Origin of the sequence: Actinophytocola algeriensis (genome assembly GCF_014203735.1) — a bacterium.
Taxonomy (GTDB): Bacteria; Actinomycetota; Actinomycetes; order Mycobacteriales; family Pseudonocardiaceae; genus Actinophytocola; species Actinophytocola algeriensis.
Genome location: NZ_JACHJQ010000014.1, coordinates 1 through 25,289, shown reverse-complemented (window position 1 = coordinate 25,289; position 25,289 = coordinate 1). Strand labels below are relative to the sequence as shown.

The following is a 25,289-nucleotide window of genomic DNA, read 5'->3' as shown; positions in this document are numbered from 1 at the left end:
TTCGTCGGCGTTCTGTGTCGGGGGTGCTCGCTAGGCTGGAATCGGGGGCCGGAGGCCTACGCGTCGCTGTTCGACGGGTCTTCCAGCAGTGCCGCCAGCAGGTGGCGGTCCTCCCAGCGGTCGGTCACCCACGCCAGCGCCCGGCCCAGCCCCGCCGTCGAGTCCTCGCAGTGGACCGTGTCGCCTTCGACCCACCACGGCACTCGTCGCCCGGCGACTTCCAGTCCATCGTGGATGATCGGGCCGCCGTCCGGCACCGGGAGGCCGATCACGTCGCACGCGTCCACCACCGCGCCCAGGTCCGACCACGCCACCGGGTCGCCACCGTCCGGTCCCGCCGGAGCCGCTTCCGACGCGAGTGGGATGTCGAGCAGCTCCGCCAGCGGCGTGGCCAGGTCGGCGTCGATCGCCACATAGCCGTCCGTCACCGGGGCCAGCCACGGGACATCCAGCACCGCACCGTTGTCGGTGACCTCGCCGTCCGCCGTGCGGACCTCCGGAGGTGGGTCCAGGTCGGCCGGGTCGACCACGTCGTCGCGGACGGCCTCGGCCAGTGCGACGTACACGCGCCGGATGGTGCCTCGCGTGATCGTCCTGGTCGGGTCCGCCAGGCGGTCGAGCAGGTCCTCGGCGTCCTCTGTGGACTCCACGGCCAGCTCCCCGCGGACGCCCATCAGCTCCTGGAGATGTGGTTCCAGGTCGGTCGGTGCGGTGTCGTACAGGCCGGCCAGTTCGCTCGCGGCCGGCAGGCGCCAGTGTGCCGGTGGTTCGCCGGCCAGCAGTGCGTGATGCGCGATCCACCACGCTGTGTAACCGCTGCGCAGCGCGCGCCAGGTGTCGGGCTCGCTTGCCAGCAGGCGGATCGCGGCCGGCCACGCGTCGTCGGCGACCAGGTCCAGGTCGCGGATCGCTTCCATCCTGGCCGGCGGTTCCGGCTGGTCGTCCCACCAGTCGGCCTCGTCGGCGAGGTCGTGGTCGGGACCTTCCGGCGCTTCGTCGACGACGATCGTGAAACCGTCCAGGACACCCACCGCGGCGAGCACGGGCGGTGACCACTGCGCGGTGATGTCGTCCGCGAGGACACCGACGGGTGAGTCTTCGGCGAGGACGGTGAGGAACTTCGTGCCGGGGAGGGCGAGTTCGTCCGCGCGGCGGGGTTCACCGTCCGCGTCCCGGAGTGCCAGCGCACCGAGCCACGGCTCGTCACCGGGGCGGACTCCGGCCTCGGCCACCAGTCGCAGCACCGTGTTCACGAGCGCGCCGATGTCCAGACCGGACTCGGCGTCTTCGAGACTGTGCTCGACCTCGCTGGCCATCGCGGCCAGAAGTTCTTCCGCACCACCATGTCGCGCGCCAAGCCGTTCGAGCAGCGGGTGCACGGCGTCGGGGTGCACGACGTGCACACCCTCCATACTGGACAGATCGAGGTCGGCGATGAGCACGCCGCGCGGGCCGGGCACGGTGCGTCCGTCGGCGAGTGGCACCGGCAGTGCGCCGAGGTCGTCCACCACGGACGGATCGTTGTCCACGATTTTGTCCAGCGCCTGGTACAGCTCGCGCCATTCCGTTGGCGGACGGATGATTCCGGTCAGCGCATCGACTACATCGGACAGTCGCAACTGGACCACGTCCAGCGCGGCAAGAGCGGCGGCCTGCTCCACGAACTCCGCGCGCACCAGCCCCGGGATGTACTGTGCGACGGACTCGGCGAGTTCCTTGCTGGGCACGGGAAGCAGCCGCGCTTCCGCCGGGGTGAGCGGCTTGTCGTCGAGCGCGGACGGCAGCCACGGCGATATGCGGAGCTGTTCCAGCACACCGTCGCGCAGCTTCTCATCCACTTCGGACAGTGGAAAACGCGGCAGTGGCACGACTTTCGGTCGCTCTTCGGGCGCCAGCTCGTCAAGCAGGCGCGGGTATGCGCGCGCGGCGGCGGCGAGCACGTGGTCGGTGGCGGCCCCCGGGCGGATCCGCCGACGGGACGGTTCGACGGGAAGGCTCGCGATCAGCCTGGCAGGTAGGGAAAGTCGCTCGTCGGTGGGCGTGGGCGCGTAGAGGACATCCGTGTCCCGTGGTCGCGGGCCACCGTCCACCTGGAGCGCCCAGCAGATCGTCCACTGCGGACGCGCTTCGGCGCCGAGTGCGGGATCCGACGGCAACTCGCCGTGGTCGCGCACGACGACCCATCGGGTGACGCCGTCCGGTCCGTGGATGTCGGCGCCGTCGCGCCACCAGACGTCGTCGCCGATCTCGATGCGGGTGAGCGCGTCGAGGGCGAGGAGGATGTCGCCGGCCTGACCGCGGAACTCGTCGAGGTCGACGGTCTCGCGGAGCGGCAGGCGGACCTCGGTGGTGAAGCCGTCGGGCGGGGTTTCGTCGGTCGGCCAGGGCAGGCGGAGCACGGGAGCGCGGTCGGCGCCTGCTTCGCGGCGGGTGCGCTCGACGTCGAACGCGACGCTGCCGGTGGTGGAGACGATGCGGGGCGCGTCGCAGACCGTGAGCACGGCGGCGAACCCGACACCGAACCGGCCGACGCCATGTTGCTTGGCGGAGGCACGGAGCGAGGCGAGGGCCTCAACTCCTTGGCGCGTAAGGGGTTCACCGGTGTTGGCAACGCGCAGCTCGCCGTCCACAAGGGACACTTTGAGCGTGCCGCCGCTGCCGGCGGCGTCGGCGGCGTTCTGGGCGAGCTCGATGAGCAGCCGGTCGCGGTAGCCGCCGAGGACGAGGTCCTCTTCGGCGTTGGTGTCCTCGCGGAGGCGGGTGGGCGAGGACCGCCACGAGCCGAGCACCGACTCCCGCAACGCGGCGGTGCCGAAGGGATCGGTCACTCGCGGCGGGTGGACTCGTCGGACGTCTCGGCGGTGACCACCGGCTCGATGTCGGCGGGAGCCTCGGCGCTGACCGGTGTGCCGGCGGTGGGAGGACTCGGGTCGACCTTGGGCGCTGCCTCCGGGCTGGTGTCCTTGGGAGTCGGCGCGGAGACGGTGGGGGCTTCCACCGCCGCGACCGCCTCGACGGCCGCGGCCGTCGGGTCAGCCTGCTCCGACTCGGTGACCGGACTGTCCGGCTCGGCCGAGGGAGCTTCCGACCCGGTAACGCCCAGGCCTTCCACCGCGGCGGCCGGCGGCTCGGCGGCTTCCTCGGCGCGGACCGTCGGCTCGGCCTCGGGAGCCGGCTCGGCTTCGGGAGCGGCGGGAGCTTCGAGGGCGGCTACCGACTCGACTGCCGCGGCTGTCGGCTCGGTTTCCGCCGCAGGAGCGTCCTCGGCCGCAACCGGCTCGGGCACGGACTCTGCCGCAGGGGCATCCGCCGCAACGTCCGGCGTCATGGCCGGGGTGCTCGGCTCGGTCTCGGGGGCAGCAGTCACCGGGACATTCGACTCGGTGGCCGGGACGCTCGACTCGGGCGCGAGAGCCGCATGGGCTTCGGGCTCGGAGACGGGGGCGTCCGGCTCGGCTGCCGGGGCGCTCGGTTCGGGCTCGGTAGCGGAAGCCGTCGACTCGGCCACGGGCAACGGCTCGACATCGAAAGTCACCTCGACATCGAGGACGGGAGCCATTGACTCGGCCACCGGTGCCGACTCGGGCTCTGCGGCGGAAGCCGTCGGCTCAGCCTCGATCGGCTCGGCCTCAGGAGCAGAAGCCGCCGACTCGGCCACAGGAGCCAGCTCGGGCTCCACAGCGGAAGCAGTGGACTCGGCCTCAGGCGCGGGAGCTGTCGGCTCAGCCTCGAAGATCGGCTCGGCCTCGGAAGCCGCCGACTCGGCCACAGGAGTCGGCTCGGCCTCGGGAGCTGCAGGAGCGTCCACCGCGGCAGGCGACTCGGGAGCCGGAACCGGCTCTGAGGTGGAAGCATCCGTCGACTCCGTGGTCGGAGCGCTCGACTCGGACTCTGCGGCGGTTGGCTCAGCTTCCGGAGCCGCGGCCGCGGCCACCTGCTCCGCCACCGAGACGTCCGACTCGGGAGCGGGAGCGATCGCCTCCGCATCGGGGACTGCGGGAGCGTCCACCGCACCAACCGACTCAGCCGCCGGAGCGTCCGAAGCCGGAGCCGGGGCGATCGCCTCGGCGTCGGGGACCACGGGAGCATCCACCACACCAACCGACTCAGCGTCGGTCGTGTCGACCGGCTCCGCGTCCACCGGCTCCGCGGCCGCTGGGACCGCGTCCACGATCTCCAGCGGCTCGACGTCCAGCAGCGCGTCGTCGTAGATCAGGTCGGCTACCAGTACCGGGCTGACCTGTTCCACCTCAGCCTCGGAGTGGGCGCCGCAGCCGTACTCGATGTGCACGACGTGGCCGTCCGCGGGGGCCATCTCGTTGCCGCACGTGCCGAAGGCGGCGCGCAGCGAGCCGGCCAGTGGCAGGTAGAAGCCGCACGTGCCGCAGTGGGCCGGGGCGCTGCGGGCCATGTCCGAACGCGGACCGAACTCGCTTTGCTGCCACCTGTCCGCGGCGTCCAGACGGGCCGGACGGGACATCACCCGGACGCGGCCCAGGCCCGCGTCGGTCGCCACCTCTTCCACCGCCGGGTCGTCCGACTCCAGGTACGCCGGGACGAGCCGAGGGTCGTCCGGAGACGTGGGGAGCAGGTCGCCCACACCCAGGTCGCCCGCTTGCACCCGGTACTGCCACGGGATCCACTCGGGCGCCACCAGCGCGGTCGGGCCGGGGAGGAGGACCACCTCGCTCACCGTGACATCGGACGACGGACCGGCCGACGTGATGGTCACAGCCCAGCGCCAACCCTGGTAGCCAGGCTTGTCGGCTTCGAAGAGGTGGGTTACCGCCGCATCGTCCTCGATGTGGTGTTCGACGTAGTCGCCAACGCGCTCGTCGCCCGCCTCTTCCTGCGCGGCGGCACGCGCCAGGTCGACCTCCGCCACGAGGGCGGGGTCGTTCAGGTCAGACTGCTGCACGTTCATCGCCACCGATTGTGCCCCACCGCTCAGCGCGGCCCTACGCCGGTCGTGCAAGGCTTGAGAACTGTGCGGGCGCTTCTCGCTATCTCCGGTGTTCTCCTTCTCGCCGCGTGCTCGGCCGCGCCGACCGAGGCCCCCGCCGAGGGCACCTTGAAAGTCGACGTGCTCGCCACCGTTCCCCACGACCCCGGCGCCTTCACGCAGGGCCTCGAACTGGTCGACGGCGTCCTGTACGAGGGCACCGGACTGGAGGGGAAGTCGAGTATCCGTGCAGTCGATCCGGAGTCCGGCGAGGTGGACAAGCAGGTCGAGCTGCCCGCCGACCTCTTCGGGGAGGGCATCACGGTCGCGGGTGACGTCATCTGGCAGATCACCTGGCAGGACGGGGTCGCCATCCGGCGGGACAGGACGACGCTCGCGGAAGAGGGCAGGGCCGGCTACGACGGTGAGGGCTGGGGCATCTGCCACGACCGGAGCGGTGACCGGCTGATCATGAGCGACGGCGGCGACCGGCTGACCTTCCGGGACGTCGAGACCTTCACCCAGGAAGGAAACGTCCAGGTCACAGGGCCGGACGGGCCGGTGACCCGGCTCAACGAACTGGAGTGCGTGCCCGGCCGGGACGGGCGTGTCCAGGTCTACGCGAACGTGTGGCAGACCGACCGGATCGTCCGGATCGACCCCGAGAACGGACGCGTCACCGCCACCGTCGACCTCTCCGGGCTGCTGCCCGAGGAGGACCGGGCGGGCACGGACGTGCTCAACGGGATCGCCGCCATCCCCGGCACCGACGAGTTCCTGGTCACGGGCAAGTTGTGGCCGACGATGTTCCGGGTGAGGTTTGTCACCACCAGTCCGTAACCTGGAAGTGGGATCCCTTCGACGGGTGGGTACGTCTCGGCTTCGACAAGGCACTTCGTACGGCAGGATGGACGGCGTGATTCGTTCCGGTTCTGGAGACGCTGAGGAGCAGCGGGGGCGCGGCTCCGGGAAGAAGAAGCGTCGCCGTAGCTGGACCAAGCAGCAGGCGCCGACTTGGCAGCCCCAGCAGCAGCCTCCCCCGGCGAACCCGCCGCACCCGCCGACCCCAGCGCACCCGCCGACGCGGGCCTACGAGCAGCCACGCGAAGAGCCCCGTGTGGAGCCGCTGACCAGCGCGATCCCCGCCGCGAGCCACTACTCGCCGCCGGAGGACCTGCGCAAGACCCGGCCCGTCCACCGCCAGCCACCGCCACCGCCACCGCAGCAGCGCCGGGACTGGCGCGACGTGCCGCCACCGCGCCGCCAGCTGCCGCCCGTCCCGTCGACGCGGCCGATGGACTACGACTACGACGGCCGCCCGCCCGAGACCTACGGCCCCGACGGCTACCCCAGCCAGCAGCAACCCCAGGGTCCACAACCGCACGGTCCACAACCGCACGGTCCACAACCGCACGGTGCGCAACCGCAGGGTCCACAACCGACAACGGTCACGCCGGGACCGCCCGTGCCGCCGTCCGCCGCCGCGCCCGGGTTCCCCAAGAAGCTGACCGTCACGCGTGTCGCCGCGATCCGCGGCAAGGAGCTCAGCGGCAAGGCCGCCGCCGCGTTCAAGCGTGCCGTGAACGCCGACGGTGCCGACAAGTCGGGCCTCACCGCGCTGACCTACGCGACGATGCTCAACTACGCGAGCGACGCCGCCATGGCCGTCGCGCTCGCCAACACGCTCTTCTTCTCCGCCGCCAGCGCCGACTCGTCCAAGGGCAAGGTCGCGCTCTACCTGCTGATCACGATCGCGCCGTTCGCGCTGCTCGCGCCGGTCATCGGGCCGATGCTGGACCGCATCCAGCGCGGCCGCCGCCTCGCCATGTGCGTCACGTCGGTCGGACAAGCCCTCGCCTGCATCGTCATGGCCACCAACTTCGACACCTGGCTGCTCTACCCGGCGGCCCTCGCGAAGATGGTGCTGTCCAAGTCGTTCACGGTGCTCAAGGCGGCGGTCACCCCGAGAGTGGTGCCACCGGACATCACGCTCGCCAAGACCAACGCCCGCCTCACCACGTTCGGCCTGGTCGGCGGTGCCGCGTTCGGCGCGGTCGCCACGCTGGTGCTGCAGATCTTCGACTCGGCAGGCGCGCTGTGGTTCACCGCGATCATCTGCGTCTTCGGCGCGGTGCAGGCCATGCGGATCCCCGCCTGGGTGGAGGTCACGGAAGGCGAGGTGCCCGCGTCCCTGTCGGCGCACCCGGAGAAGCCGAGACGACAACCCATGGGCCGCAACGTCGTCGTGGCCCTCTCCGGCAACGCGACGATCCGCGTGCTCACCGGCTTCCTCATGATGTTCGCCGCGTTCGCCGTCCGCGCGCAGACCGAGGGCGAGCCGTTCATGCAGTTGCTGCTGCTCGGCATCATCGCGGGCGCCGCGGGTGCGGGCAGCTTCATCGGCAACGGCATCGGCGCGCGCATGCACCTCGGCCACCCCGACCAGATCGTGCTCACGTGCATCAGCGGCAGCCTCGCCGCGACCCTCGTCGCGATGCTGTTGGAGGGCATCGCCACGGCCGCGATCGTCGGGCTCGTCGGCGCGACCGCGAGCGCGCTCGCCAAGAACAGCCTCGACGCCGTGATCCAGGACGATCTGCCGGAGGAGTCCCGCGCGTCCGCGTTCGGACGGTCGGAAACCGTGCTGCAGCTGGCCTGGGTCTTCGGTGGCGCACTGGGTGTGCTGTTGCCGCCGACGTTCTGGCTCGGCTTCCTGGTGATCTCAGTCATCCTGGCGTTCGGCCTGGTCCAGACCATGCTGACGCGCAAGGGCCAGTCGCTGCTGCCGTGGTTCGGTGGCGAGCGGCCGGTGCGGCCGTGGCGCACGTCGACGGGACCCCAGCAGGTCGCGTTCCAGGAGGGGCCACCGCCGCCGCCGCAGGACCGCACGTAGGCTCACCGGCGTGCGCAAGCTGCTGGTCCTGGTGCTGCTGGTGCTCGCGGGCTGCTCGTCGGCGCCCGAAAAGGAGCCACCACCGCCCCACGTCGACTTTCTCATCGCAGGCAAGAAGACGGCCGCGAAGCCGTTCCTGTACTGCGACGTGAAGGTCGAGAACTGCAAGCGCGACAACACCGCCATGCTCAAGCTGCCGGTGCCCCCGGGCACGCCGGTGAAGGTGACGGTCCCGAAGGACGTCGCCGACACCCCGTGGTCGGTCGTGATCCAGTACAGGACCGCGGCCGGTGAGCAGAAAGCCCCGGTCACGGTCGCCACCTTCTCCCCCGGCAAGGAGACCTCGTTCGAGGCGCTCCCGCCGGGCGAAGGCGACCAGCTGCAGACCCTGGAGGTCAAGCAGGCCGGTGGTGTTCTGGTTCAGGGCGACGCGGGCCCGGAGGCCGTGACCAGGGCGGCGTGGTCGCTGCAGGTGCAGGCCGGTTAGGGATCCAGCTCCCGCGCGACCGCACGGACCACGTCAGCGATCCGCTTGACGTTCTTGCGGTCCGGGTAGCGGCCACGGCGCAGGTCCGGCTGCACCTTGGTCTCCAGCAGCTGGATCATGTCCTCGATCAGGCCGTGCAGTTCCTCGGCCGGGCGGCGCCGTGCTTCGACGACCGACGGCGGCGGGTCCAGCAGTCGCACGGAAAGCGCTTGCGGACCCCGACGACCGTCGGCGACACCGAACTCGATGCGTTGACCGGCTTTCAGGCCGGGCACCCCGGCCGGCAGGGCTGAAGAACGGACGTAGACGTCTTCGCCCCCGTCCTGTGTGACGAACCCGAAGCCCTTCTCCGAGTCGTACCACTTGACCTTTCCGGTCGGCACAACGGTCACCTCCACACACAAATGAACGCGCCCCAGGGCGTACCCAGGACGCGTCATTCCAGCCTAGGCCACTTCGTGGCGGAGGGGGTAGCCGGTTATGCGGGCTGGTGGAGGCAGAGGATGTTGCCTTCGCTGTCAGCGAACCAGGCGGCACGCTCGCCGCCCATGTCGGCGATGTGGCCGACGGTCTTCAGGTCGGCCGTGTCGTAGTCGGCGAACGTGACGCCGCGGCCCTCCAGGTCGCGGATCTCGGCCTCGATGTCGGTGACCTCGAAGCTGAGGACGGTGTGGCCGCTCTGCGCGCCGGGTTCGGCGGGCAGCAGGCCGATCGCGTCGCTTCCCGCGGCGAACACGTGACCACCGTCGGGGGTGGTGGCGCGTTCTTCGAGGCCGAGGGTGCCGCCGTAGAAGCGGACGGCGCGGTCCATGTCGGAGACTGGGAGCATCGTGGTTGTCGGGGCTTTCGTGAGCATGGATTTCATGCTGCGCCGCAGGTCAGCACCTTGGGAAGGGTGGTGACCGGGTGTCACCAGGCGTTCCTGCTCCGCAGGTGGAGGACGAGCGCGGCGATGTTCCACGAGTCGTCGTCGCCGCGGTGGTGACGGCCTTCGAGCGGCAGACCCGCGATCTCCAGAGCCTGTGCCATGCCGGGACGTCTGCGGAGGTCGTGCGCCTCGGTGAACCGGCGTTTGGCGTTGGTGTGGTCGCTGCTGAAGGGGTACTCGACGCCCGTGCACTGCCGCAGGAACTGGTTGCGGTCGTAGTCGCCCCAGCTCGCCCACGGGCGGCGGTTGCTCTCGTGGTCCTTGACCAGTAGGCGGCACGCTTCCGCGAAGGAGACGCCCCCGTCGACCTCTTCCTGCGTGAGGGAGGTCAGTTCCGTGCAGAAGGCGCTGACGCGCGAACGTTGTGGACGCACCAGGATCCGGTGCTTGCCGAGACGGGCGCCTTCGGCGAGGTCGACGACGGTCAGGCCGATCTCGATGATCTCGCTCACCTGGCCGGGCGGCGGTTGGCCGTCCCAGCAGGTGGCCTCGACGTCGACGATGTTGATCAAACTCACATCGGGGAGTTTAGGGACGGCTGCGCAGGAACCCGAGCAGTTTTCGGGTCGCCACCTCGGGGATCGGAAGGATCGCCTGTGGGGACTTGCTGTCTCGGATCGCGGCGAGATCGCCACGCAGCTCGACACAGTTGCCCGTCTCACCGGATCGGGTGGACCTACGCCACATACTCACACCTCTTCAAGAATCCTGCGCACCAACGCCATTGTGGCGGGCGCGGCCAAAGCAATCCTATCGAGCTGGCCGACCAGCCCGAGGTACGTCTCGGCGATCTCGTCGTGCAGGTAGAGACTGCCGTTCCTCGCCTCGACGTTGACCACCGGACTCGTGTTCGGGAACTCCATCAGCAGCCAGGAATGCAGAACCAGCGAATGAGCCTGGTGTTCGGGCACGATCCGAATCCCGATGCCCCTCTCCCGAGCGCCGAGCAAATGCCGCAACTGCTCGCGCAGCGCGTCCGGGCCGCCGAAGGGAGTGCGCAAGGCAGCTTCGCCGATGAAGGCGTAGTAGTCGAGATTCCCGAGAATCTGTTGCCGCCGCAGGCGGGCCATCCACCGCGCTTCGATGACATCGGCGGCCACGCCGCCTGAGCGCATCAGCCCCACCGCGTAGCGATAGGTCTGGAGCAGGCCTGGGACCAGGTTCACCGACCAGTCAGTCAGGCGTATTGCTTCCGCTTCGTAGCTGGCGATGGCGCCCATGTCCATGGGCACGCCGGGCAACGGCAAGTCCCACCAACCGCTGGCGTTCCCGGCCCGTGCCGACTCGATCAGCTCCTGCCGCTGGGCCAGGGGGAGCTGGTAGATGGTCGAGATGGTGGCGACGTCCTCTGGCGAGATGTGCCGCTTTCCCGTCTCGATCCGCGACATCGTGCTCGGCGACCACTGGGCCAGCACCGCCGCCTGTTCCAGCGAAAGCTCGGTGCGCTCTTTTCTGATGGCTCGCAAACGCGCCCCGATGATACGGTCCCGCGCCCGAGGGCCTTTTCGTTCCCCACTCATGTCACATTCTTTCCGCAACCGCAAGACACCCTGTCCTGTCCGCGACAAAGCTACCGTTCGGAAAGAACAAACGCAGACTTGCACCAAGAGAACACAATTGTGACGCGGGAGTGTAAATGAGTCAGGATTTGAACGTTGGCTCGTGGGTGATCGTGCGGCGCGGGTGCCCGATCGCCTACTGCGTCAACGGCGAGGAGATCGAGTTCCGGCTCGGTTCCCGGCACGACGGCTTCGACTTCGTGTTCGAGGTCGCCGCGCTGGAGGCGTTCGTGGAGGCGTCGCAGGAGGTGCTCGCGGAACTCACGCGTGCTTAGCGGCGGCCGCCTTCTGCAGACCGAGCAGCTCCACTGACACCTCGCGCATTTCGACCTTGCGGATCTTGCCGGTGACGGTCATGGGGAATTCGTCGACGACGCGCACGTAACGGGGAATCTTGTAGTGCGCGAGTTTGCCGGTGCAGAATTCGCGGATCGCGTCCGCCGTGAGCGGCTCGGCGCCTTCCTTCATGCGGATCCAGGCCATCAGTTCCTCACCGTATTTCTCGTCCGGCACGCCGATGACCTGGGCGTCGAGAATGTCGGGGTGGGTGTAGAGGAATTCCTCGACCTCGCGCGGGTACACGTTCTCGCCGCCGCGGATGACCATGTCCTTGATGCGGCCGGTGATGTTGAGGTAGCCCTCGTCGTCCATGGCCGCCAGGTCGCCGGTGTGCATCCAGCGGTCCTCGTCGATGGCCTCGGCCGTCTTGTCGGGCTGCTCCCAGTAGCCGAGCATCACCGAGTAGCCGCGGGTGCAGAACTCGCCGGGGGTGCCGCGCGGGACCGTTTCGCCGGTCTCCGGGTCGATGACCTTGACCTCGAGGTGCGGCAGGACCCTGCCCACAGTGGACACGCGGCGGTCCAGCGAGTCGTCCTTGCTGGTCTGGGTGGAGACGGGCGAGGTCTCGGTCATGCCGTAGGCGATGGTCACCTCGGTCATGCCCATCCGGTCGATGACCTGCTTCATCACCTCGACCGGGCACGGCGAGCCCGCCATGATGCCGGTGCGCAGCGACGACAGGTCGTAGGACTCGAAACCGGGCTCGGAAAGCTCGGCGATGAACATGGTGGGGACGCCGTAGAGCGAGGTGCAGCGCTCGGCGGCGACGGTCTCGAGGGTGGCCTTCGGGTCGAAGCCGGGAGCCGGGATGACCATGCAGGCGCCGTGGGAGGTGGCCGCGAGGTTGCCCATGACCATGCCGAAGCAGTGGTAGAAGGGCACGGGGATGCAGATGCGGTCCGCTTCGGTGTAGCCGCACATCTCGCCGACGAAGAAGCCGTTGTTGAGGATGTTGCGGTGCGAGAGGGTCGCGCCCTTGGGGAACCCGGTGGTGCCGGACGTGTACTGGATGTTGATCGGGTCGTCGGCGGACAGCTCGGCCTGCAGCTCGTCGAGGTGCGCGGCCGACCCACCGCGGCCGATGGCGACGAGCGAGGTCCACTCCTCGCGGCCGATGAGCAGCACGTCCTCCAGGTCGGGGCACTCGCCGCTGACCTCGTCGATCATGGCGGCGTAGTCGGAGGTCTTGAAGCTGGGGGCGGCGACGAGCGTGCGGATGCCGGCCTGGTTGAGGACGTACTTCAGCTCGTGGACGCGGTACGCGGGGTTGATGTTGACGAGGATGGCGCCGATCTTGGCGGTCGCGTACTGCGTGAAGGTCCACTCGGCACAGTTCGGCGCCCAGATGCCGACGCGGTCGCCCTTGCCGACACCGAGGTCGACCAGGCCCAGCGCGACGGCGTGGACCTCGTCGGCGAGCTGGCGGTAGGTCCAGCGGCGCCCGGTGGCGTGCTCGACCAGCGCCTCGCGGTCGCCGAAGGCGGCGACCGCGCGGTCGAAGTTGTCCCCGATAGTGTCCCCGAGCAGCGGTTTCTCGGAGCTGCCCGACACGTGGCTGGTGTTCATGTGAGCCTCCCGGGGACGACTGACACCAACGTATGTCTACCGGCGCCCACCGTCACGTTCAACGTTCGTCAACACAGGTTCGCGTCTGTCGACAAAGATGGGAGTCGATGAGCCTCGCCATCACTGTGCACGGGTCGAACGTGCGTCTGGCGGGTGCGGTCGACCTGCAGACCGCGCCCGCACTGCGTGCCGAGCTGACGGAGCTGATCAACGCCGCCGGGCAGGGCGCTGAGCTGCGGGTTGATCTCGGCGACGTGTCGATTGTGGACTCCAGCGGGTTGTCGGCCCTCGTGGGCGCGCACCGCCTGGCCGCGGCGAAGAACTCGCGGCTGATGCTGACGGGGCTACCCGACCACCTCACGCGGATGCTGACCATCACGGGCCTGGACGAGCTGCTCGACCTAGCCTGACTCGTTCTTCGCCGAGCGAAAGTCCCATTCGCTCGGCCTCGCCTCGCTGGACAGCGGCGCTTTTCGCGATGCTCACGTACGTTCGAATCAGCTACGGAAAGCCACGGATCTTCGGAGGTGATCACGGTGCACCCGGTCTAGCGACAGCCCCAGCCCGGGGCGTCACGGAGCCGGAAGGCGACCGGATGAGCAAGACGGACAAGACCCGACCCTGGTGGGTGCGGATCGCCGACACGCCTGGAACAACGAGCGTGGCGGTGCACGACCACCGGTTCGGGGACTGCACCCTGCCTGACGAGATCACTCCCGACAGCATTTTCACCAGCGGTTGCCACTGGAGCAGCACCGGTTACCACCAGACCGGGTGCCCCAGCACCGGCTGCGGCCGCGAGTGGAGTGAGCTCCGGCGCGAGGAGCGCCGCCGCGACCGTCACCAGGCCCGCCGCGCACTGCGCACCTACCGCGGCGAGCACTGAAACACGTGGTCGGTGGCCGCGCGGCTGGGAGAGAATTTCGGCCCGTGCCGCCGTTCCGCTGGGATCTCGTGACGCCCGACCAGCTCGGGTCGCTGCTCGACGACGTCGAAGAACCTCGCCTGTGGTTCCTCGACGAGCTGGTGGCCTGCGCCGCGAAGGTGCTCGCGCGGTGTGGGGACGCGCGCCTGGTGTTCGTCGGCCGATCGCTGGACTCGATGTTCGACCTGCTCAGCGGCGCCATGCCGGACCGGGTTACGCGTCTTCCGCTGTCGCTGGCCGGTCTCACCGAGGCGCACACCCCCAGGGCTCGCGAGGTGCTGATCGAGCACGGCCTCACGCCGTCGGCACTGGCCCGCGAAGCCATCACCTTCGTGGACGTGGTGAGCCAGGGCAGCACGTTCAGCAGGCTGTTCTCGTTGTTTGACAACTGGATAGTGGATACACGGGAACCATGGGACGTGATCCGGCGGCACCTGCGCTTCGTCGGGATCACGTGGGCGAGGAAGACCAGCCCCAACACCTGGCGCTGGCAGCAGCACGCGGACTGGACCGGCCGCCTGCCCGCACGGGCGGTCGTGAACGTCTCGATGCGGGACGTCGTGTGGAGCCACGTCGCCGACCACCAGGCGAAGCTGACCAGGTCGTTCCGCCCGTCGGCGTGGTTCGCCGACGAGGACGGGCCCGACCGGGGCGAGCGCACGCGGCAGGCGCTCGCCGAGGCGGTCGCGCTCGTGGCCTACGGGCGGAGCCGGGGCGGGCGGCGTGCGATCGCACGGGCCACCGACGGTGAACCGGCTCTGCGGGAGAGCTGGTTACGGAGTCTCGTCGCCGGGCTCGTGCGGTGACCAGGGCAGCTTGACGACCAGGCACGGGCCGCCGACGAAGACGCCGCCGTCCACGCCAAGGGCCTTGCCGTTCGCGTACTCGTACGGGCTGTCGACCATGGCTGGGGCGATGCCCAGCTGGTCGGCGATCACGGAGTGGCCGTGGACCACCTGTTCGCCGCCCAGGACGGTCAGGAGCTGGGTGGCGACGTCGGCGCCGTTGGGGCCTCGGAAGGCGTGGCGGGTGGTGAGCCTGCGCCAGACCTCCCACCACTCGACGAGGTCGTCGGAGTCCAGGACCTCCTGGATGTTCTCGTTGATCTCCTCGATGTCGCCGCCCCACACCAGGTACTCGAGGGTGTCCGAGTGCATGAGGAGGTGACGGCCCACCAGCTCAACGGCGGGCCTGCTGATCAGCCATTCGATGTGGCCGTCGGTGACGGCTTCCTGGTCGGTCAGCTGGCCGCCGTTCATCTCCCAGCTGCGGGCGAAGCTGCGGGGGCCGAAGTCCGACGGGACCTCGGTCTCGCCGAAGCGGTGCATGCCGAGCAACAAGATCTCGTGGTTGCCCAGCAGGGCCTGTACCTGGCCGCCCGCGTCCGCCGCCTCGTCCGCGAGGCGCATGACCAGGTCGATCACGCCGATGCCGTCCGGGCCCCGGTCCACGAAGTCGCCGAGGAACCAGAGGTGGTCCTCGCCGCCCGACCAGTTTGCCTCGTCGTCGACCAGTCCGGCGTCGGCGAGTGCGGCGAGCAGTTCGTCGAGGTGCCCGTGCACGTCACCGACCACATAGGTCGTCGGTCCGTCATCCTGCACACCGCGACAATATGCCAGGCCGAAATCGTTCGCTTCGCAGTCGGCAAGAACTAGCCAGGAAACGGGTCGTCCACATTCCCGACCAGCTCAGCGACCGAGTCGATCACGCGGCTCGGACGGTACGGATAACGCTCGGCCGTGTCCGGGGTCGAAATGCCGGTCAGCACCAGAATCGTGCGCAGGCCCGCCTCCAACCCGGAGCGGACGTCCGTGTCCATGCGGTCGCCGATCATGAGCGTCGACTCGGAGTGCGCACCCAGCGTGTTCAGCGCGGACCGCATCATCAGCGGGTTCGGCTTGCCGACGAAGTACGGGCGGTGGCCGGTGGCCTTCTCGATCAGCGCGGCGACCGAGCCCGTGGCGGGGAGCGAGCCCTCGCGGGACGGCCCGGTGGCGTCCGGGTTGGTCGCGATGAACCGTGCGCCCTGCTCGATCAGGCGGATCGCGGTCGTGATCGACGTGAAGCTGTACGTGCGGGTCTCGCCGAGCACGACGTAGTCGGGGTCGCGGTCGGTGAGGACGTAACCGATCTCGTGCAGCGCGGTGGTCAGTCCAGCCTCGCCGATGACGAACGCCGAGCCGTCCGGCCGCTGCGAGTCGAGGAATTTCGCCGTCGCGAGCGCGGAGGTCCAGATCGACGGCTCCGGCACGTCCAGACCGGTCCGGTGCAGGCGTGCCCGCAGGTCACGCGGGGTGTAGATGGAGTTGTTGGTGAGCACGAGGAACTGGTTGCCCTTGGCACGCAGCTCCTCGATCAGCTTGTCCGCCCCCGGGATGAGGTGCTCCTCGTGCACCAGCACCCCGTCCATGTCCATCAGGTAGGTCCACTTGCGAGGTTCGGCCATGCCTCCATTGTCGCGGCTTCGGGCCGGCGCGCAGACAGGCAGCCTGAACATCGACATGTCGACAAATCCGCGCCCGCTAACCTGGAGCCGTGACGAACGTCCGAGTGCGCTACTTCGCGGGCGCCAGGGGCGCGGTCGGCCTCTCCGAGGAGACCGTGACCATGCCGGAAGGCGCGACCGTGCGAGACCTGGTGACCGAGCTGGGCACCAGGCACGGGGAGAAGCTGACCCGCGTGCTGACCGCGTGCAGCTTCCTGCTGGACGGGGTGGCGGTCCGGGACCAGTCGATCGCCGTGCCGAACGACTCTGGGGTCGACATCCTGCCTCCGTTCGCGGGCGGCTGACCTCGCGGACAGATCCCGTCCGCGACCGGTGCGAGACTCGGGCGCATGTCCTCTGCCCGGCTGCTCCGGCTCCTGACACTGCTGCAGACGCGCCGCGAGTGGGCCGGCGCCGAGCTGGCCGAGCGGCTCGGCGTGAGCACCAGGACCGTGCGCCGCGACGTCGGCAAGCTGCGCGGGCTCGACTACCCGGTGCACGCCACCTCCGGCACCGCGGGTGGCTACCAGCTGGGCTCCGGCGCCTCGCTGCCACCGCTCCTGCTGGACGACGACGAGGCCGTCGCGGTCGCGATCAGCCTGCGCACGGCAGCCGGCGGCGGGGTCGCGATCGGGGAAACCGCACTTCAGGCGCTCGTCAAGCTGGAACAGGTGCTCCCTTCGAGGCTCCGCCATCGGGTGAACGCGGTACAGGTGACGACCGTCGACACGCCGAACGACGAGGTCGTGGCGCTGGAGGTGCTGACCGCCGTGGCGTCGGCGTGCCGGGACCGGCAGCGCCTTCGGTTCGACTACGCGGGGGCATACGGCGCGGCGGAGCAGGTCAGGGACGTCGAGCCGCACCGGCTCGTGACCTGGGGAAAAGCGCTGGTACCTGGTGGCGTGGGACGTCGACCGGGACGACTGGCGCACCTTCCGGGTCGACCGGCTGCGGCCCCGGGTGCCGCTGGGCGCCCGGTTCACGCCCAGGGAGATCCCGGGTGGCGACCCGGCCGTGTTCCTGGCGGCCCGGGTCGCGGCGATGTGGCCGTTCCAGGCTTCCGTGCGGCTACCGCTGCCCGCCGATCACGAAAAGATGCGGCGAATGGTGACGTGGGGCACTATCGAGGAGATCGACAAGGGCAGTTGCCGCCTGATCATCGGGGCGGATACGCCTCAGTCGCTTGCCTTCCTGCTCTCCTTCCTGGAGATCGATTTCGAAGTCGAGTCCTCCCCTGAATTGGCCACGGCTTTGCAGCATGTAGCTGAGCGATTTCAGCGTGCAGCCGCCACAGGGTTCGCTCCTGCTTCCGGAACGTGACCCAACGCTCAGCCAACGTGAATTATCTCGGTGCAATCACGGGGTTATAACGGCGCATAATATCGCCCTGACCTGCGGATACAGCTGCCATCGCAGCATCTCGAATAGTGTTACTGTGACGACGGTCACAGCTCTCACAATTTTGCACGCCGGGTATTCGTACGTACCGTCGCTCTCTGGTTGGCCCCGACCAACCGGCAGGACCCGAGTGCCCGGAGCGTCATCCCGATCCGGCGGGCACGAAGGAGATATCCCCCGACTGAAAGAAAGCCTCCGGACCGGGAGAGAGAGCCCCACGGGGCACTTTGACAGACGCTGAGGCCGAGACAGAAATGGCGTATCGAGGCATTCACCGCAAGCCGTCCACTGCCGTTCGTCGCACCATTGCTCGCGTCGTCGTTGCCGGCGTCGCGGTTGGTGCGCCTCTGGCGATTGCTCCGGCCTTCGCGTCGGCCGACCCGGTCAACTGGGACGCGGTCGCCGAATGCGAGAGCGGCGGCAACTGGAGCATCGACACCGGTAACGGCTACGCGGGCGGCTTGCAGTTCAAGCAGAGCACGTGGGAAGCCAACGGCGGCTCGGGCAACCCGGCCAACGCTTCGAAGGCGGAGCAGATCCGGGTGGCCGAGAACGTGCGGCAGACCCAGGGCATGGGCGCCTGGCCGGTGTGCGGCAAGCGCGCGGGCGGCGGCGGTGGCGGCGGCGGTGGCGCGCAGCAGCAGCAGCAGAGCGCGCCGTCGAACAACGACAGCCCCAGCCGCAGCAACAAGCCGGCCAAGTCGACCCCCTCGGTTCCGGTGCTGGTCGCCTCCAACCCCAAGGGCGACTACACCGTCGTCGCGGGCGACTCCCTGTCGAAGATCGCCACGGCCCAGAAGGTGCCGGGCGGCTGGGCAGCGCTGTACGAGAAGAACAAGCAGTTCATCGGCGACCCCAACCTGATCGTTCCTGGTCAGAAGCTCGCCACCAAGTGAACTAGCTAGTTCACGCGAGAAGGGCTCCACCGCGATCCCCCGGCGGTGGAGCCCTTCTTTTGTCGGTGCCCGGGTCTACCGTCCGCGGCGTGAACAGAACGGACCGGCTGTACGGCATCGTCGAGGAGCTGCGGGCCGCCGCACCGCTGCGGCGCAGCGCCCGGCAGCTCGCGGCGCGCTACGAGGTCAGCACGCGCACCATCGAACGCGACATCAGCGCGCTGCAGCAGGTCGGCGTGCCGATCTACGCGGACACCGGCAGACGCGGCGGGTACGCCATCGACCCGGCCCGCACGCTGCCGCCCCTCAACTTCACCCCCGCCGAGGCGGTCGCCATGTCGGTGGCGCTGCGGCAGGCAGGCGGCTCACCGTTCACACGGGCGGCGGGCAGCGCGTTGCGCAAGATCCTGGCCGCCATGCCCGACCACGAGGCGTCGGCCGCCCGCGAGCTGGCGGGGCGGATCGGGTTCCTGGACCCGGCCGAACCACCGCCGATCCCGCTCGTCATCGAGGACGCCCTCGCCGCGCGGCACGTGCTGGCGCTGGACTACGTCGACAAGCACGGTGCGCCGAGCGAACGCGTCGTCGAGCCCGTCATGTTCCTCGCCAGGGAGGAGTACTGGTACCTGGTCGCGTGGTGCCGCCTGCGGGACGAGCTGCGGGCCTTCCGGCTCGACCGCGTGGTCGCCGTGCGGGACACCGGCGAGGTCGTACCGCCCAGGCCGACCGAGAACCTCCGACTACCCTGCCATGTGACACAGGTCACGACGTTCGCGTAGGAAACACCGACAGGACGGTGTCGCCGACGGGCCCGATCGTGGTGCCACACATCCACGAGGGAGGCACCACAGATGGCACACGGATCGGTCGAGTGGTTCCAGATCGACACCGACGACGCCGAGGGCACCGAGCGGTTCTACGGCGAGCTGTTCGAGTGGACGTTCACCGACGACCCCGACACCCCCGCCTACCGGCTGGTGACGCCGAAGGGCGCGGACCAGCCACAGGGCGGGCTGTTCGCGGGCGACCGGAACAGGGCGGCGTTCTTCGTCGTCGTGGACGACGTCGTCGCGGCCACCGAGCGGGCCGAGCAGCTCGGCGGGAAGGTGGTCGACCCGGCGAGGACGACGCCGAACGGGCTGACGTTCGCGCACGTGCTCGACCCCGCGGGCAACCACTTCGGCGTCTACCAGCCACCGGCGCGTTGACCTGCCCGGGCCGGGCCGTGGGCCCGGCCCGCTACGGGCAGTTGACCCACTGGTCGGTGCCGTCGGTGAAGTTCTGGTGCTTCCAGATCGGCAGGCGGGCCTTCACGTCGTCCACCAGGTCGGCGCAGGCCGCGAACGCCTCCGCACGGTGTTCGCCCGCGACAGCGCAGGCCAGGGCCACGTCACCGATGGCGAGCGGGCCGATGCGGTGGCTGACGGCGACCGCCCGCACACCCCGGTGGCGGGCGGCCACGTCGGCGGCCACCTCCTCGATCACGGCCTTCGCCGACGGGTGGCCCTCGTAGTCGAGGTTGGTGACGCCCTTGCCGCCGTCGTGGTCGCGGACCACACCGGCGAACGTGACGACCGCACCCGCGGCGTCGTCGCCGACCAGGGCCGCGTGCTCCTCGACCGAGATCGGCGACTCGCTGATCTCGGCCCGCAGGACCCGCGCGGCCGGCCACGACGCGGGCACGTGGCCACCGCCACGCAGCTGGTCCAGGGCATGCGAGAGCACGCCCTCCAGCACGCCGAGGCCGTCCTTCACCCCGCCGGACGAGCCGGGGAGGTTGATCACCAGCGTCCGGCCCACCACGCCCGCCATGCCGCGGGACAGCACAGCCGTCGGGACCTGCGGCAGACCAGCGCTACGGATCGCGTCGGCCAGGCCCGGGACCTCGTAGTCCAGCAGCCGACGCGTCATCTCCGGGGTGGCGTCCGTCGGGCTGATGCCGGTGCCACCGGTCGTGATGACCACGTCGGTGCCCACGGCGTCCCGCAGCGCGGCCAGCACCGGCTCACCGTCCGGCACGACCACCGGGTCCGGCACCTCGAAGCCACGCGACCGGAGCCACGCGACGATCACCGGCCCGGTCTTGTCCTCGTACACGCCGGCAGCGGCGCGGTTGGACGCAGCGATGACGACAGCGGTGCTCATCGGCCCTCCGGTCGGTTCCAGACCCCGGTCTTGCCGCCCTCCTTGCGCTCCACCCGCACGTCGGACAGCACGGCCGCGGGATCGACGGCCTTGATCATGTCGTGCAGCGTGAGGCCCGCGACCGCCACCGCGGTCAGGGCCTCCATCTCGACGCCGGTCTGACCGCTCGTGCGGACCGTGGCGGTGATGGCCACCGACTCGGTGCCGAGGTCGAAGTCCACGGTCACGCCCGTGATGGCCAGCGGGTGGCACAGCGGGACCAGGTCGGGCGTCTTCTTGGCGCCCATGATCCCCGCGATGCGGGCGACGGCCAGCGCGTCGCCCTTCTTCAGGCCGTTCGACGCCAGCAGGCCGACGACCTCGGCCGTCGTGTTGACCAGGCCGGTCGCCACCGCGACGCGGGACGTGACGGCCTTGCCGGTCACGTCCACCATCCGCGCGGCGCCCGACTCGTCGACGTGCGTCAGATCGCTCACGATCTGGATGTTACGGCTGTGCCGCGCGGGCCTGCCATGGCGCTGCCGCGCGGGACTGCTACGGCGCTGCCGCGCGGGCGACTGCCTCCGCCACCGCGGGCGCCACCGCCGAGTCGAACACGCTCGGCACGATGAACGACGCGTTGATGCGGTCGCCGTCCACCACGTCCGCGATCGCGTCGGCCGCGGCCAGCAGCATCGTGTCGGTGATGCCCCTGGCCTGCGCGTCCAGCAGCCCGCGGAACACACCAGGGAAGGCCAGCACGTTGTTGATCTGGTTCGGGTAGTCGCTGCGGCCCGTCGCCACGACCGCGGCGTGCTTCTGCGCCTCGAGCGGGTCGATCTCCGGGTCCGGGTTGGCCAGCGCGAACACGATCGCGTCCTTCGCCATGGTGGCGACCGCATCGGCGCCGAACAGGTTCGGCGCGGACACGCCGATGAACACGTCCGCGTCCACCATCGCGTCGGTCACCTTGCCGCTCACCAGGTTGCGGTTCGTGTTCTGGGCGAGCCAGGTCAGGTTCGGGTCCAGGTCGTCGCGGTCCGGGTGCACGATGCCGTTCACGTCGACCGCGAGGATGTCGCCGGGGCCCTTCTGCAGCAGCAGGCGGATGATCGCCGAGCCCGCGGCACCCGCGCCGCAGACCACGATCTTGCAGTCCGCCAGGTTCTTGCCGACGACCCGCAGCGCGTTGCGCAGCGCACCGACCACCACGATCGCGGTGCCGTGCTGGTCGTCGTGGAAGACCGGGATGTCCAGCAGCTCACGCAGCCGGGCCTCGATCTCGAAGCAGCGCGGCGCGGCGATGTCCTCGAGGTTGATGCCGCCGTACACGGGCGCGATCAGCTGCACCGTGCGGATGATCTCCTCGGTGTCCTGCGTGTCCAGGCAGACCGGCCACGCGTCGACCCCGGCGAACTTCTTGAACAGCGCCGCCTTGCCCTCCATGACCGGCAGCGCGGCGGCCGGGCCGATGTTGCCCAGCCCCAGCACCGCCGAGCCGTCGGTGACGACCGCGACCGTGTTGCGCTTGATGGTCAGGCGGCGCGCGTCGGCGGGGTTCTTCGCGATGGCCTGGCTGATGCGCGCGACACCCGGGGTGTAGGCGCGGGACAGGTCGTCACGGTTGCGGAGCTGCACCTTCGAGGCGATCTCGATCTTGCCGCCGAGGTGGATGAGGAACGTCCGGTCCGACACCTTGCGGACGTTGACGCCCGGCAGCTCCTCGAGCGCCGCGGTGATCTCCTCGGCGTGGTCGGCGGAGTGCGCGTTGGCGGTGATGTCGACGACGATCCGGTCGGAGTGCGACTCGACGACGTCGAAGGCGGTGATCACCGCGCCGGCCCGGCCGGCTGCGCCGGTCAGGTCGCCCGCGGCGCTCGCCGACGGCGGCGCCTCGACGCGGACGGTGATGGAGTACCCAGGGCCTGGAACCGGCATGGTCCGCTACCTACTTGTTGATCTCGGTCTGCGGGTGTACGTACGGCACGGCGTCGAGCGGGAAGACCAGGTCACCCCAGGGCGCCATCGCACCCTGGCGGTCCGCGACCAGCTCGCTGACGGGGTGGTTGCCGTGGTCGTCGTCCGCGGGCCAGTGCGGATCGATACGGCCGTCGTTGGCGCCCTTCTTGGCCACGCGTCCTCCTTCAGCTCGGGTGACCAGAGATTACCGGAGCGCGGTACAGACAGATTCGCGGAGCTTGCGGAGCGAACGATGAACACAGGGCGTCCGCGGAGCGGCGCCACCGAGCCTGCGAGGTGGCGGTGTGGAGCGTATACCGTGGTCCGGTGCCTGGTCTCACGCTCGTCGACTGGCTGCGCGCCCAGGACGACCACACGCTGGCTGCCCTCCTCGCCGCGCGCCCCGACCTCGCGACTCCCCCACCGTCCGAGTCGGCGGTGCTGGCGGCGCGGGCGGCCGCGCGGGCCTCGGTGACCAGGGCCTGCGAAGGACTCGACACGTTCACCCTCGCCGTGCTGGACGCGCTGGTCGTGGCCGAAGCCGACAAGGAGCCCGTTTCCGAGGAGCGGGTGCGGGACACCGTCGGGCCGGACGCGAACCCGGTGCGGGTGCGGGAGTCACTGGACACGCTGGTGCGGCTCGGGCTCGCGTGGGGTGCCGACGAGCTGTCCGTCGTGCCCGCCGCGCGGGAGGCGGGCGGGATGTTCCCCGCCGGGCTCGGCAGGCCGTCCAAGGCGCTGGACGGGGTGGACATCGCGGGTCTGCTCGCGGACCTGCCGGAGGCCGATCGGCGGCTGCTGACCACGCTCGCGACCGGCTCTCCGCTCGGCCGCACCAAGGACGCGGGCGTGGAGGTGCCGCTCGACGAGGCCACCACGCCGGTGCAGCGGCTGCTCGCCATGGGACTGCTCCTGCGGCGCGACGCCGAGACCGTCGAGCTGCCGCGCCAGGTCGCGCTCGTGATCCGCGGCGACAGTCCGCTCGGCACGGTCAAGCTGGACGAACCCGTGCTGGACACCAAGCAGCAGAAGTCGGCCACCGTGGACGCGACCGCAGCCGGTGAGGCGCTGGAGTTCCTGCGCCGCACCGAGATGGTCGTGCGGCTGTGGTCGGAGGAGCCGGCGGCCGTGCTCAAGGCGGGCGGCCTCGGCGTGCGCGACCTGCGCAAACTCGCCCGCGAGATCGACACCGACGAACGCGGCGCCGGCCTGATCGTCGAGGTGCTGTTCGCCGCGGGCATGATCGGCGACAGCGCGGCGGCGACCAACCCGGAGTGGCTGCCGACGACGCTCGTCGACCCGTGGCTCACCGCGACCCCGGCGAACCAGTGGGCCACGCTCGCCGCCGCGTGGCTCGACATGCCACGCCTGCCGGGGCTCGCGGGCATGCGGGACGCGAAGGACAAGGTGCTCGCGCCGCTGTCGGACGACCTGCGGCGGCCACCGGCGCCCGCGGAGCGGCGGCGGATCCTGTCTGCGCTGGCGGAGCTGCGCTCGGGTACCGGGGTGTCGTCGCCGGACGGTCTCGCGGAGGTGCTGGCGTGGCGGGCACCGCGGCGCGGCGGGCGGCTGCGGGACGAGATCGTGCGGTGGACGCTCGCCGAGGCGACCTCGGTGGGGCTGGTCGCGCTGGGTGCGCTGACCGGCGCCGGGCGGGCGCTGCTGGACAGCGGCCCGGAAGGTCCGGCAGCCGCCGCCAAGCGCATGGCCGACTCGATGCCAGAGCCGCTGGACCACGTGCTGGTGCAGGCCGACCTGACGGTCGTCGCGCCAGGGCCGCTCGAACCCGCGCTCGCGGTCGACATGGGTCACGTCGCGGACGTCGAGTCGGCGGGCAGCGCGACCGTGTACCGGGTGACCGAGGCCTCGGTGCGCCGCGCGCTGGACGTCGGGCGCACTGCGGAGGAGCTGCACGACCTGTTCCGGACGCGGTCGCGGACGCCGGTGCCGCAGTCGCTGACCTACCTCATCGACGACGTCGCGCGCCGGCACGGGCGGTTGCGTGGTGGCGCGACCGCGTCGTTCCTGCGCTGCGACGACCCGGTGCTGCTGGCCGAGGTGGCCGCGCACCCGGCCGCGGCCCGGCTGGAGCTGCGGAAGATCGCGCCGACGGTGCTGGTCAGCCCGGTGGCGCTGGCGGACGTGCTGGCGGAGCTGCGCGACTCCGGGTTCGCGCCAGCCGCGGAGGACGCGCACGGTCAGGTGCTGGACCTGCGGCCGTCGGGGCTGCGGCTGCCCGCGCCCGCCCGGTCCCGGCGGGCCGGAGCGCCGTCGGCCGCGTCGCCGGAGCGGCTGCAGGCGATGGTGGACCAGCTGCGGGCAGGCGATATGGCGGCGGGCACCAAGCGCGGGCGGACGGTGTCGCCGTCGGCGGGTACCGGAGCGGCGGACACGGCGGCGACGCTGGCGTTGCTGCGGGAGGCCATCGAGCGGAACCGCCAGGTGTGGATCGGGTTCGTCGACTCACGCGGGGTCGCGGCCCAGCGGGTGGTGGATCCGTTCCGCGTGGGTGGCGGCGTGCTGGAAGGCCGCGACGTCACGCACGGAGCCGTGCAGGACCAGCTGCGGCAGTACCCGCTGCACCGCATCACGTCGGCGTCGCTGGTCGAGAGCTGAGCCGGTCCCGGCCAGGCCCGACCGGGACCGACAGCGAGGCCCCGCGGATTACCGTCCGCGGGGCTACGTCGCTTCCGTGTCAGCCCGCGCGTGCGCTCATGCGCTGGGTCATGGCGTGCTCGACCAGCGTGATGAGCGTTTCCTTCGTCGACTCGCGGTCCCGGGCGTCACA

Annotated in this window: 26 protein-coding genes and 2 pseudogenes; 13 read left to right on the top strand and 15 right to left on the bottom strand. The window is 70.4% G+C overall.

The features are described from left to right. Nucleotides 1-56: 56 nt before the first annotated feature. Together FHR82_RS43210 and FHR82_RS45490 are read right to left on the bottom strand one after the other, a co-directional pair. On the bottom strand, nucleotides 57-2,828 hold the full coding sequence (locus FHR82_RS43210) for an ATP-binding protein (RefSeq protein ID WP_184816517.1): 2,772 nt from the start codon (nucleotides 2,826-2,828) through the stop codon (nucleotides 57-59). Further along, a complete protein-coding gene (locus FHR82_RS45490) occupies nucleotides 2,825-4,924 on the bottom strand; it encodes a DUF3027 domain-containing protein (protein WP_221465040.1) in 2,100 nt (699 codons plus the stop codon). Before FHR82_RS45490 ends, FHR82_RS43210 begins: the two co-directional genes overlap by 4 nt. A 63-nt stretch (nucleotides 4,925-4,987) precedes the next feature. Between FHR82_RS45490 and FHR82_RS43200 the strand changes: the two genes are divergently transcribed. The 3 genes from FHR82_RS43200 to FHR82_RS43190 all read left to right on the top strand — a co-directional run bounded on the left by FHR82_RS43200 (nucleotide 4,988) and on the right by FHR82_RS43190 (nucleotide 8,322). Further along, entirely contained in the window at nucleotides 4,988-5,782 is a 795-nt protein-coding gene (locus FHR82_RS43200) for a glutaminyl-peptide cyclotransferase (RefSeq protein WP_376706498.1), read from the top strand. Nucleotides 5,783-5,849: 67 nt separating this feature from the next. Next, nucleotides 5,850-7,835 (top strand): MFS transporter, encoded by a 1,986-nt coding sequence (locus FHR82_RS43195; RefSeq protein WP_184816515.1) that lies wholly within the window; start codon nucleotides 5,850-5,852, stop codon nucleotides 7,833-7,835. A gap of 10 nt (nucleotides 7,836-7,845) precedes the next feature. After that, complete coding sequence (locus tag FHR82_RS43190; protein WP_184816514.1) at nucleotides 7,846-8,322, top strand: DUF2771 family protein; 477 nt, start codon at nucleotides 7,846-7,848, stop codon at nucleotides 8,320-8,322. On the opposite strand, the gene FHR82_RS43185 is transcribed toward FHR82_RS43190, so the two are convergent. The 5 genes from FHR82_RS43185 to FHR82_RS43165 form a co-directional block, all read right to left on the bottom strand. Then, nucleotides 8,319-8,705 (bottom strand): cold-shock protein, encoded by a 387-nt coding sequence (locus FHR82_RS43185; protein ID WP_184816513.1) that lies wholly within the window; start codon nucleotides 8,703-8,705, stop codon nucleotides 8,319-8,321. The genes FHR82_RS43190 and FHR82_RS43185 overlap by 4 nt on opposite strands. 95 nt (nucleotides 8,706-8,800) lie before the next feature. Then, nucleotides 8,801-9,178 carry a VOC family protein gene (locus tag FHR82_RS43180; protein WP_184816512.1) on the bottom strand — a complete coding sequence of 126 codons (378 nt, stop codon included), beginning with the start codon at nucleotides 9,176-9,178 and terminating at the stop codon, nucleotides 8,801-8,803. Nucleotides 9,179-9,231: 53 nt separating this feature from the next. After that, nucleotides 9,232-9,768, bottom strand: a complete 537-nt coding sequence (locus tag FHR82_RS43175; protein ID WP_184816511.1) for a 3'-5' exonuclease — start codon at nucleotides 9,766-9,768, stop codon at nucleotides 9,232-9,234. A gap of 10 nt (nucleotides 9,769-9,778) precedes the next feature. After that, a complete protein-coding gene (locus FHR82_RS43170) occupies nucleotides 9,779-9,937 on the bottom strand; it encodes a DUF397 domain-containing protein (RefSeq protein ID WP_184816510.1) in 159 nt (52 codons plus the stop codon). A gap of 2 nt (nucleotides 9,938-9,939) precedes the next feature. Continuing rightward, a complete protein-coding gene (locus FHR82_RS43165) occupies nucleotides 9,940-10,716 on the bottom strand; it encodes a helix-turn-helix domain-containing protein (RefSeq protein WP_184816509.1) in 777 nt (258 codons plus the stop codon). 170 nt (nucleotides 10,717-10,886) lie between these two features. Here FHR82_RS43165 and FHR82_RS43160 point away from each other — a divergent pair, with 170 nt between their 5' ends. Then, entirely contained in the window at nucleotides 10,887-11,084 is a 198-nt protein-coding gene (locus FHR82_RS43160; RefSeq protein ID WP_184816508.1) for a hypothetical protein, read from the top strand. On the opposite strand, the gene FHR82_RS43155 is transcribed toward FHR82_RS43160, so the two are convergent. Further along, nucleotides 11,071-12,714 (bottom strand): AMP-binding protein, encoded by a 1,644-nt coding sequence (locus tag FHR82_RS43155; RefSeq protein WP_184816507.1) that lies wholly within the window; start codon nucleotides 12,712-12,714, stop codon nucleotides 11,071-11,073. The two genes, FHR82_RS43160 and FHR82_RS43155, sit on opposite strands and share 14 nt — an antisense overlap. A 107-nt stretch (nucleotides 12,715-12,821) precedes the next feature. Here FHR82_RS43155 and FHR82_RS43150 point away from each other — a divergent pair, with 107 nt between their 5' ends. The 3 genes from FHR82_RS43150 to FHR82_RS45485 all read left to right on the top strand — a co-directional run bounded on the left by FHR82_RS43150 (nucleotide 12,822) and on the right by FHR82_RS45485 (nucleotide 14,445). Next, nucleotides 12,822-13,124, top strand: coding sequence for an STAS domain-containing protein (locus tag FHR82_RS43150; protein ID WP_184816506.1), 303 nt, complete (start codon nucleotides 12,822-12,824; stop codon nucleotides 13,122-13,124). Between the two features lie 185 nt (nucleotides 13,125-13,309). Continuing rightward, complete coding sequence (locus FHR82_RS43145; RefSeq protein ID WP_184816505.1) at nucleotides 13,310-13,600, top strand: hypothetical protein; 291 nt, start codon at nucleotides 13,310-13,312, stop codon at nucleotides 13,598-13,600. Between the two features lie 44 nt (nucleotides 13,601-13,644). Next, nucleotides 13,645-14,445, top strand: coding sequence for a hypothetical protein (locus FHR82_RS45485; RefSeq protein WP_311771568.1), 801 nt, complete (start codon nucleotides 13,645-13,647; stop codon nucleotides 14,443-14,445). Here FHR82_RS45485 and FHR82_RS43135 read toward each other — a convergent pair. Next, a complete protein-coding gene (locus FHR82_RS43135) occupies nucleotides 14,413-15,240 on the bottom strand; it encodes a metallophosphoesterase (protein WP_311771567.1) in 828 nt (275 codons plus the stop codon). The two genes, FHR82_RS45485 and FHR82_RS43135, sit on opposite strands and share 33 nt — an antisense overlap. Nucleotides 15,241-15,290: 50 nt before the next feature. After that, nucleotides 15,291-16,085, bottom strand: coding sequence for an HAD-IIA family hydrolase (locus FHR82_RS43130; RefSeq protein WP_184816504.1), 795 nt, complete (start codon nucleotides 16,083-16,085; stop codon nucleotides 15,291-15,293). An 89-nt stretch (nucleotides 16,086-16,174) separates the two neighbouring features. Between FHR82_RS43130 and FHR82_RS43125 the strand changes: the two genes are divergently transcribed. From FHR82_RS43125 to FHR82_RS43105, 5 genes and pseudogenes are all read left to right on the top strand, one after another. Continuing rightward, nucleotides 16,175-16,429 carry a MoaD/ThiS family protein gene (locus FHR82_RS43125; RefSeq protein WP_184816503.1) on the top strand — a complete coding sequence of 85 codons (255 nt, stop codon included), beginning with the start codon at nucleotides 16,175-16,177 and terminating at the stop codon, nucleotides 16,427-16,429. A gap of 45 nt (nucleotides 16,430-16,474) precedes the next feature. Further along, nucleotides 16,475-17,444: pseudogene (locus FHR82_RS43120) on the top strand (helix-turn-helix transcriptional regulator). 332 nt (nucleotides 17,445-17,776) lie between these two features. Further along, a complete protein-coding gene (locus tag FHR82_RS43115; RefSeq protein ID WP_184816502.1) occupies nucleotides 17,777-18,418 on the top strand; it encodes a LysM peptidoglycan-binding domain-containing protein in 642 nt (213 codons plus the stop codon). Between the two features lie 89 nt (nucleotides 18,419-18,507). Next, nucleotides 18,508-19,197 carry a helix-turn-helix transcriptional regulator gene (locus tag FHR82_RS43110; protein ID WP_184816501.1) on the top strand — a complete coding sequence of 230 codons (690 nt, stop codon included), beginning with the start codon at nucleotides 18,508-18,510 and terminating at the stop codon, nucleotides 19,195-19,197. A gap of 72 nt (nucleotides 19,198-19,269) precedes the next feature. Further along, nucleotides 19,270-19,626: a VOC family protein gene (locus FHR82_RS43105; protein ID WP_184816500.1), complete on the top strand. Its 357-nt coding sequence runs from the start codon at nucleotides 19,270-19,272 to the stop codon at nucleotides 19,624-19,626. 31 nt (nucleotides 19,627-19,657) lie between these two features. Here the strand turns inward: FHR82_RS43105 and FHR82_RS43100 are convergent, their stop codons facing one another. From FHR82_RS43100 to FHR82_RS43085, 4 genes are read right to left on the bottom strand one after another with little or no spacing between them, the layout of a single operon-like run. Continuing rightward, the gene (locus tag FHR82_RS43100; RefSeq protein WP_184816499.1) at nucleotides 19,658-20,563 is read right to left on the bottom strand and encodes a molybdenum cofactor biosynthesis protein MoaE; all 906 of its coding nucleotides are present in this window, start codon (nucleotides 20,561-20,563) and stop codon (nucleotides 19,658-19,660) included. Next, nucleotides 20,560-21,039: a cyclic pyranopterin monophosphate synthase MoaC gene (moaC, locus tag FHR82_RS43095; protein WP_184816498.1), complete on the bottom strand. Its 480-nt coding sequence runs from the start codon at nucleotides 21,037-21,039 to the stop codon at nucleotides 20,560-20,562. The genes FHR82_RS43100 and moaC overlap by 4 nt, the downstream gene beginning before the upstream one ends. A 58-nt stretch (nucleotides 21,040-21,097) precedes the next feature. After that, entirely contained in the window at nucleotides 21,098-22,480 is a 1,383-nt protein-coding gene (locus tag FHR82_RS43090; protein WP_184816497.1) for an NAD-dependent malic enzyme, read from the bottom strand. Between the two features lie 10 nt (nucleotides 22,481-22,490). After that, nucleotides 22,491-22,676 carry a hypothetical protein gene (locus tag FHR82_RS43085; protein WP_184816496.1) on the bottom strand — a complete coding sequence of 62 codons (186 nt, stop codon included), beginning with the start codon at nucleotides 22,674-22,676 and terminating at the stop codon, nucleotides 22,491-22,493. A gap of 152 nt (nucleotides 22,677-22,828) precedes the next feature. Between FHR82_RS43085 and FHR82_RS43080 the strand changes: the two genes are divergently transcribed. Continuing rightward, on the top strand, nucleotides 22,829-25,117 hold the full coding sequence (locus FHR82_RS43080; RefSeq protein WP_184816495.1) for a helicase-associated domain-containing protein: 2,289 nt from the start codon (nucleotides 22,829-22,831) through the stop codon (nucleotides 25,115-25,117). 79 nt (nucleotides 25,118-25,196) lie between these two features. On the opposite strand, the pseudogene FHR82_RS47045 reads toward FHR82_RS43080, so the two are convergent. Further along, nucleotides 25,197-25,289 (bottom strand): annotated as a pseudogene (locus FHR82_RS47045) (ATP-binding protein); the annotation flags it as partial.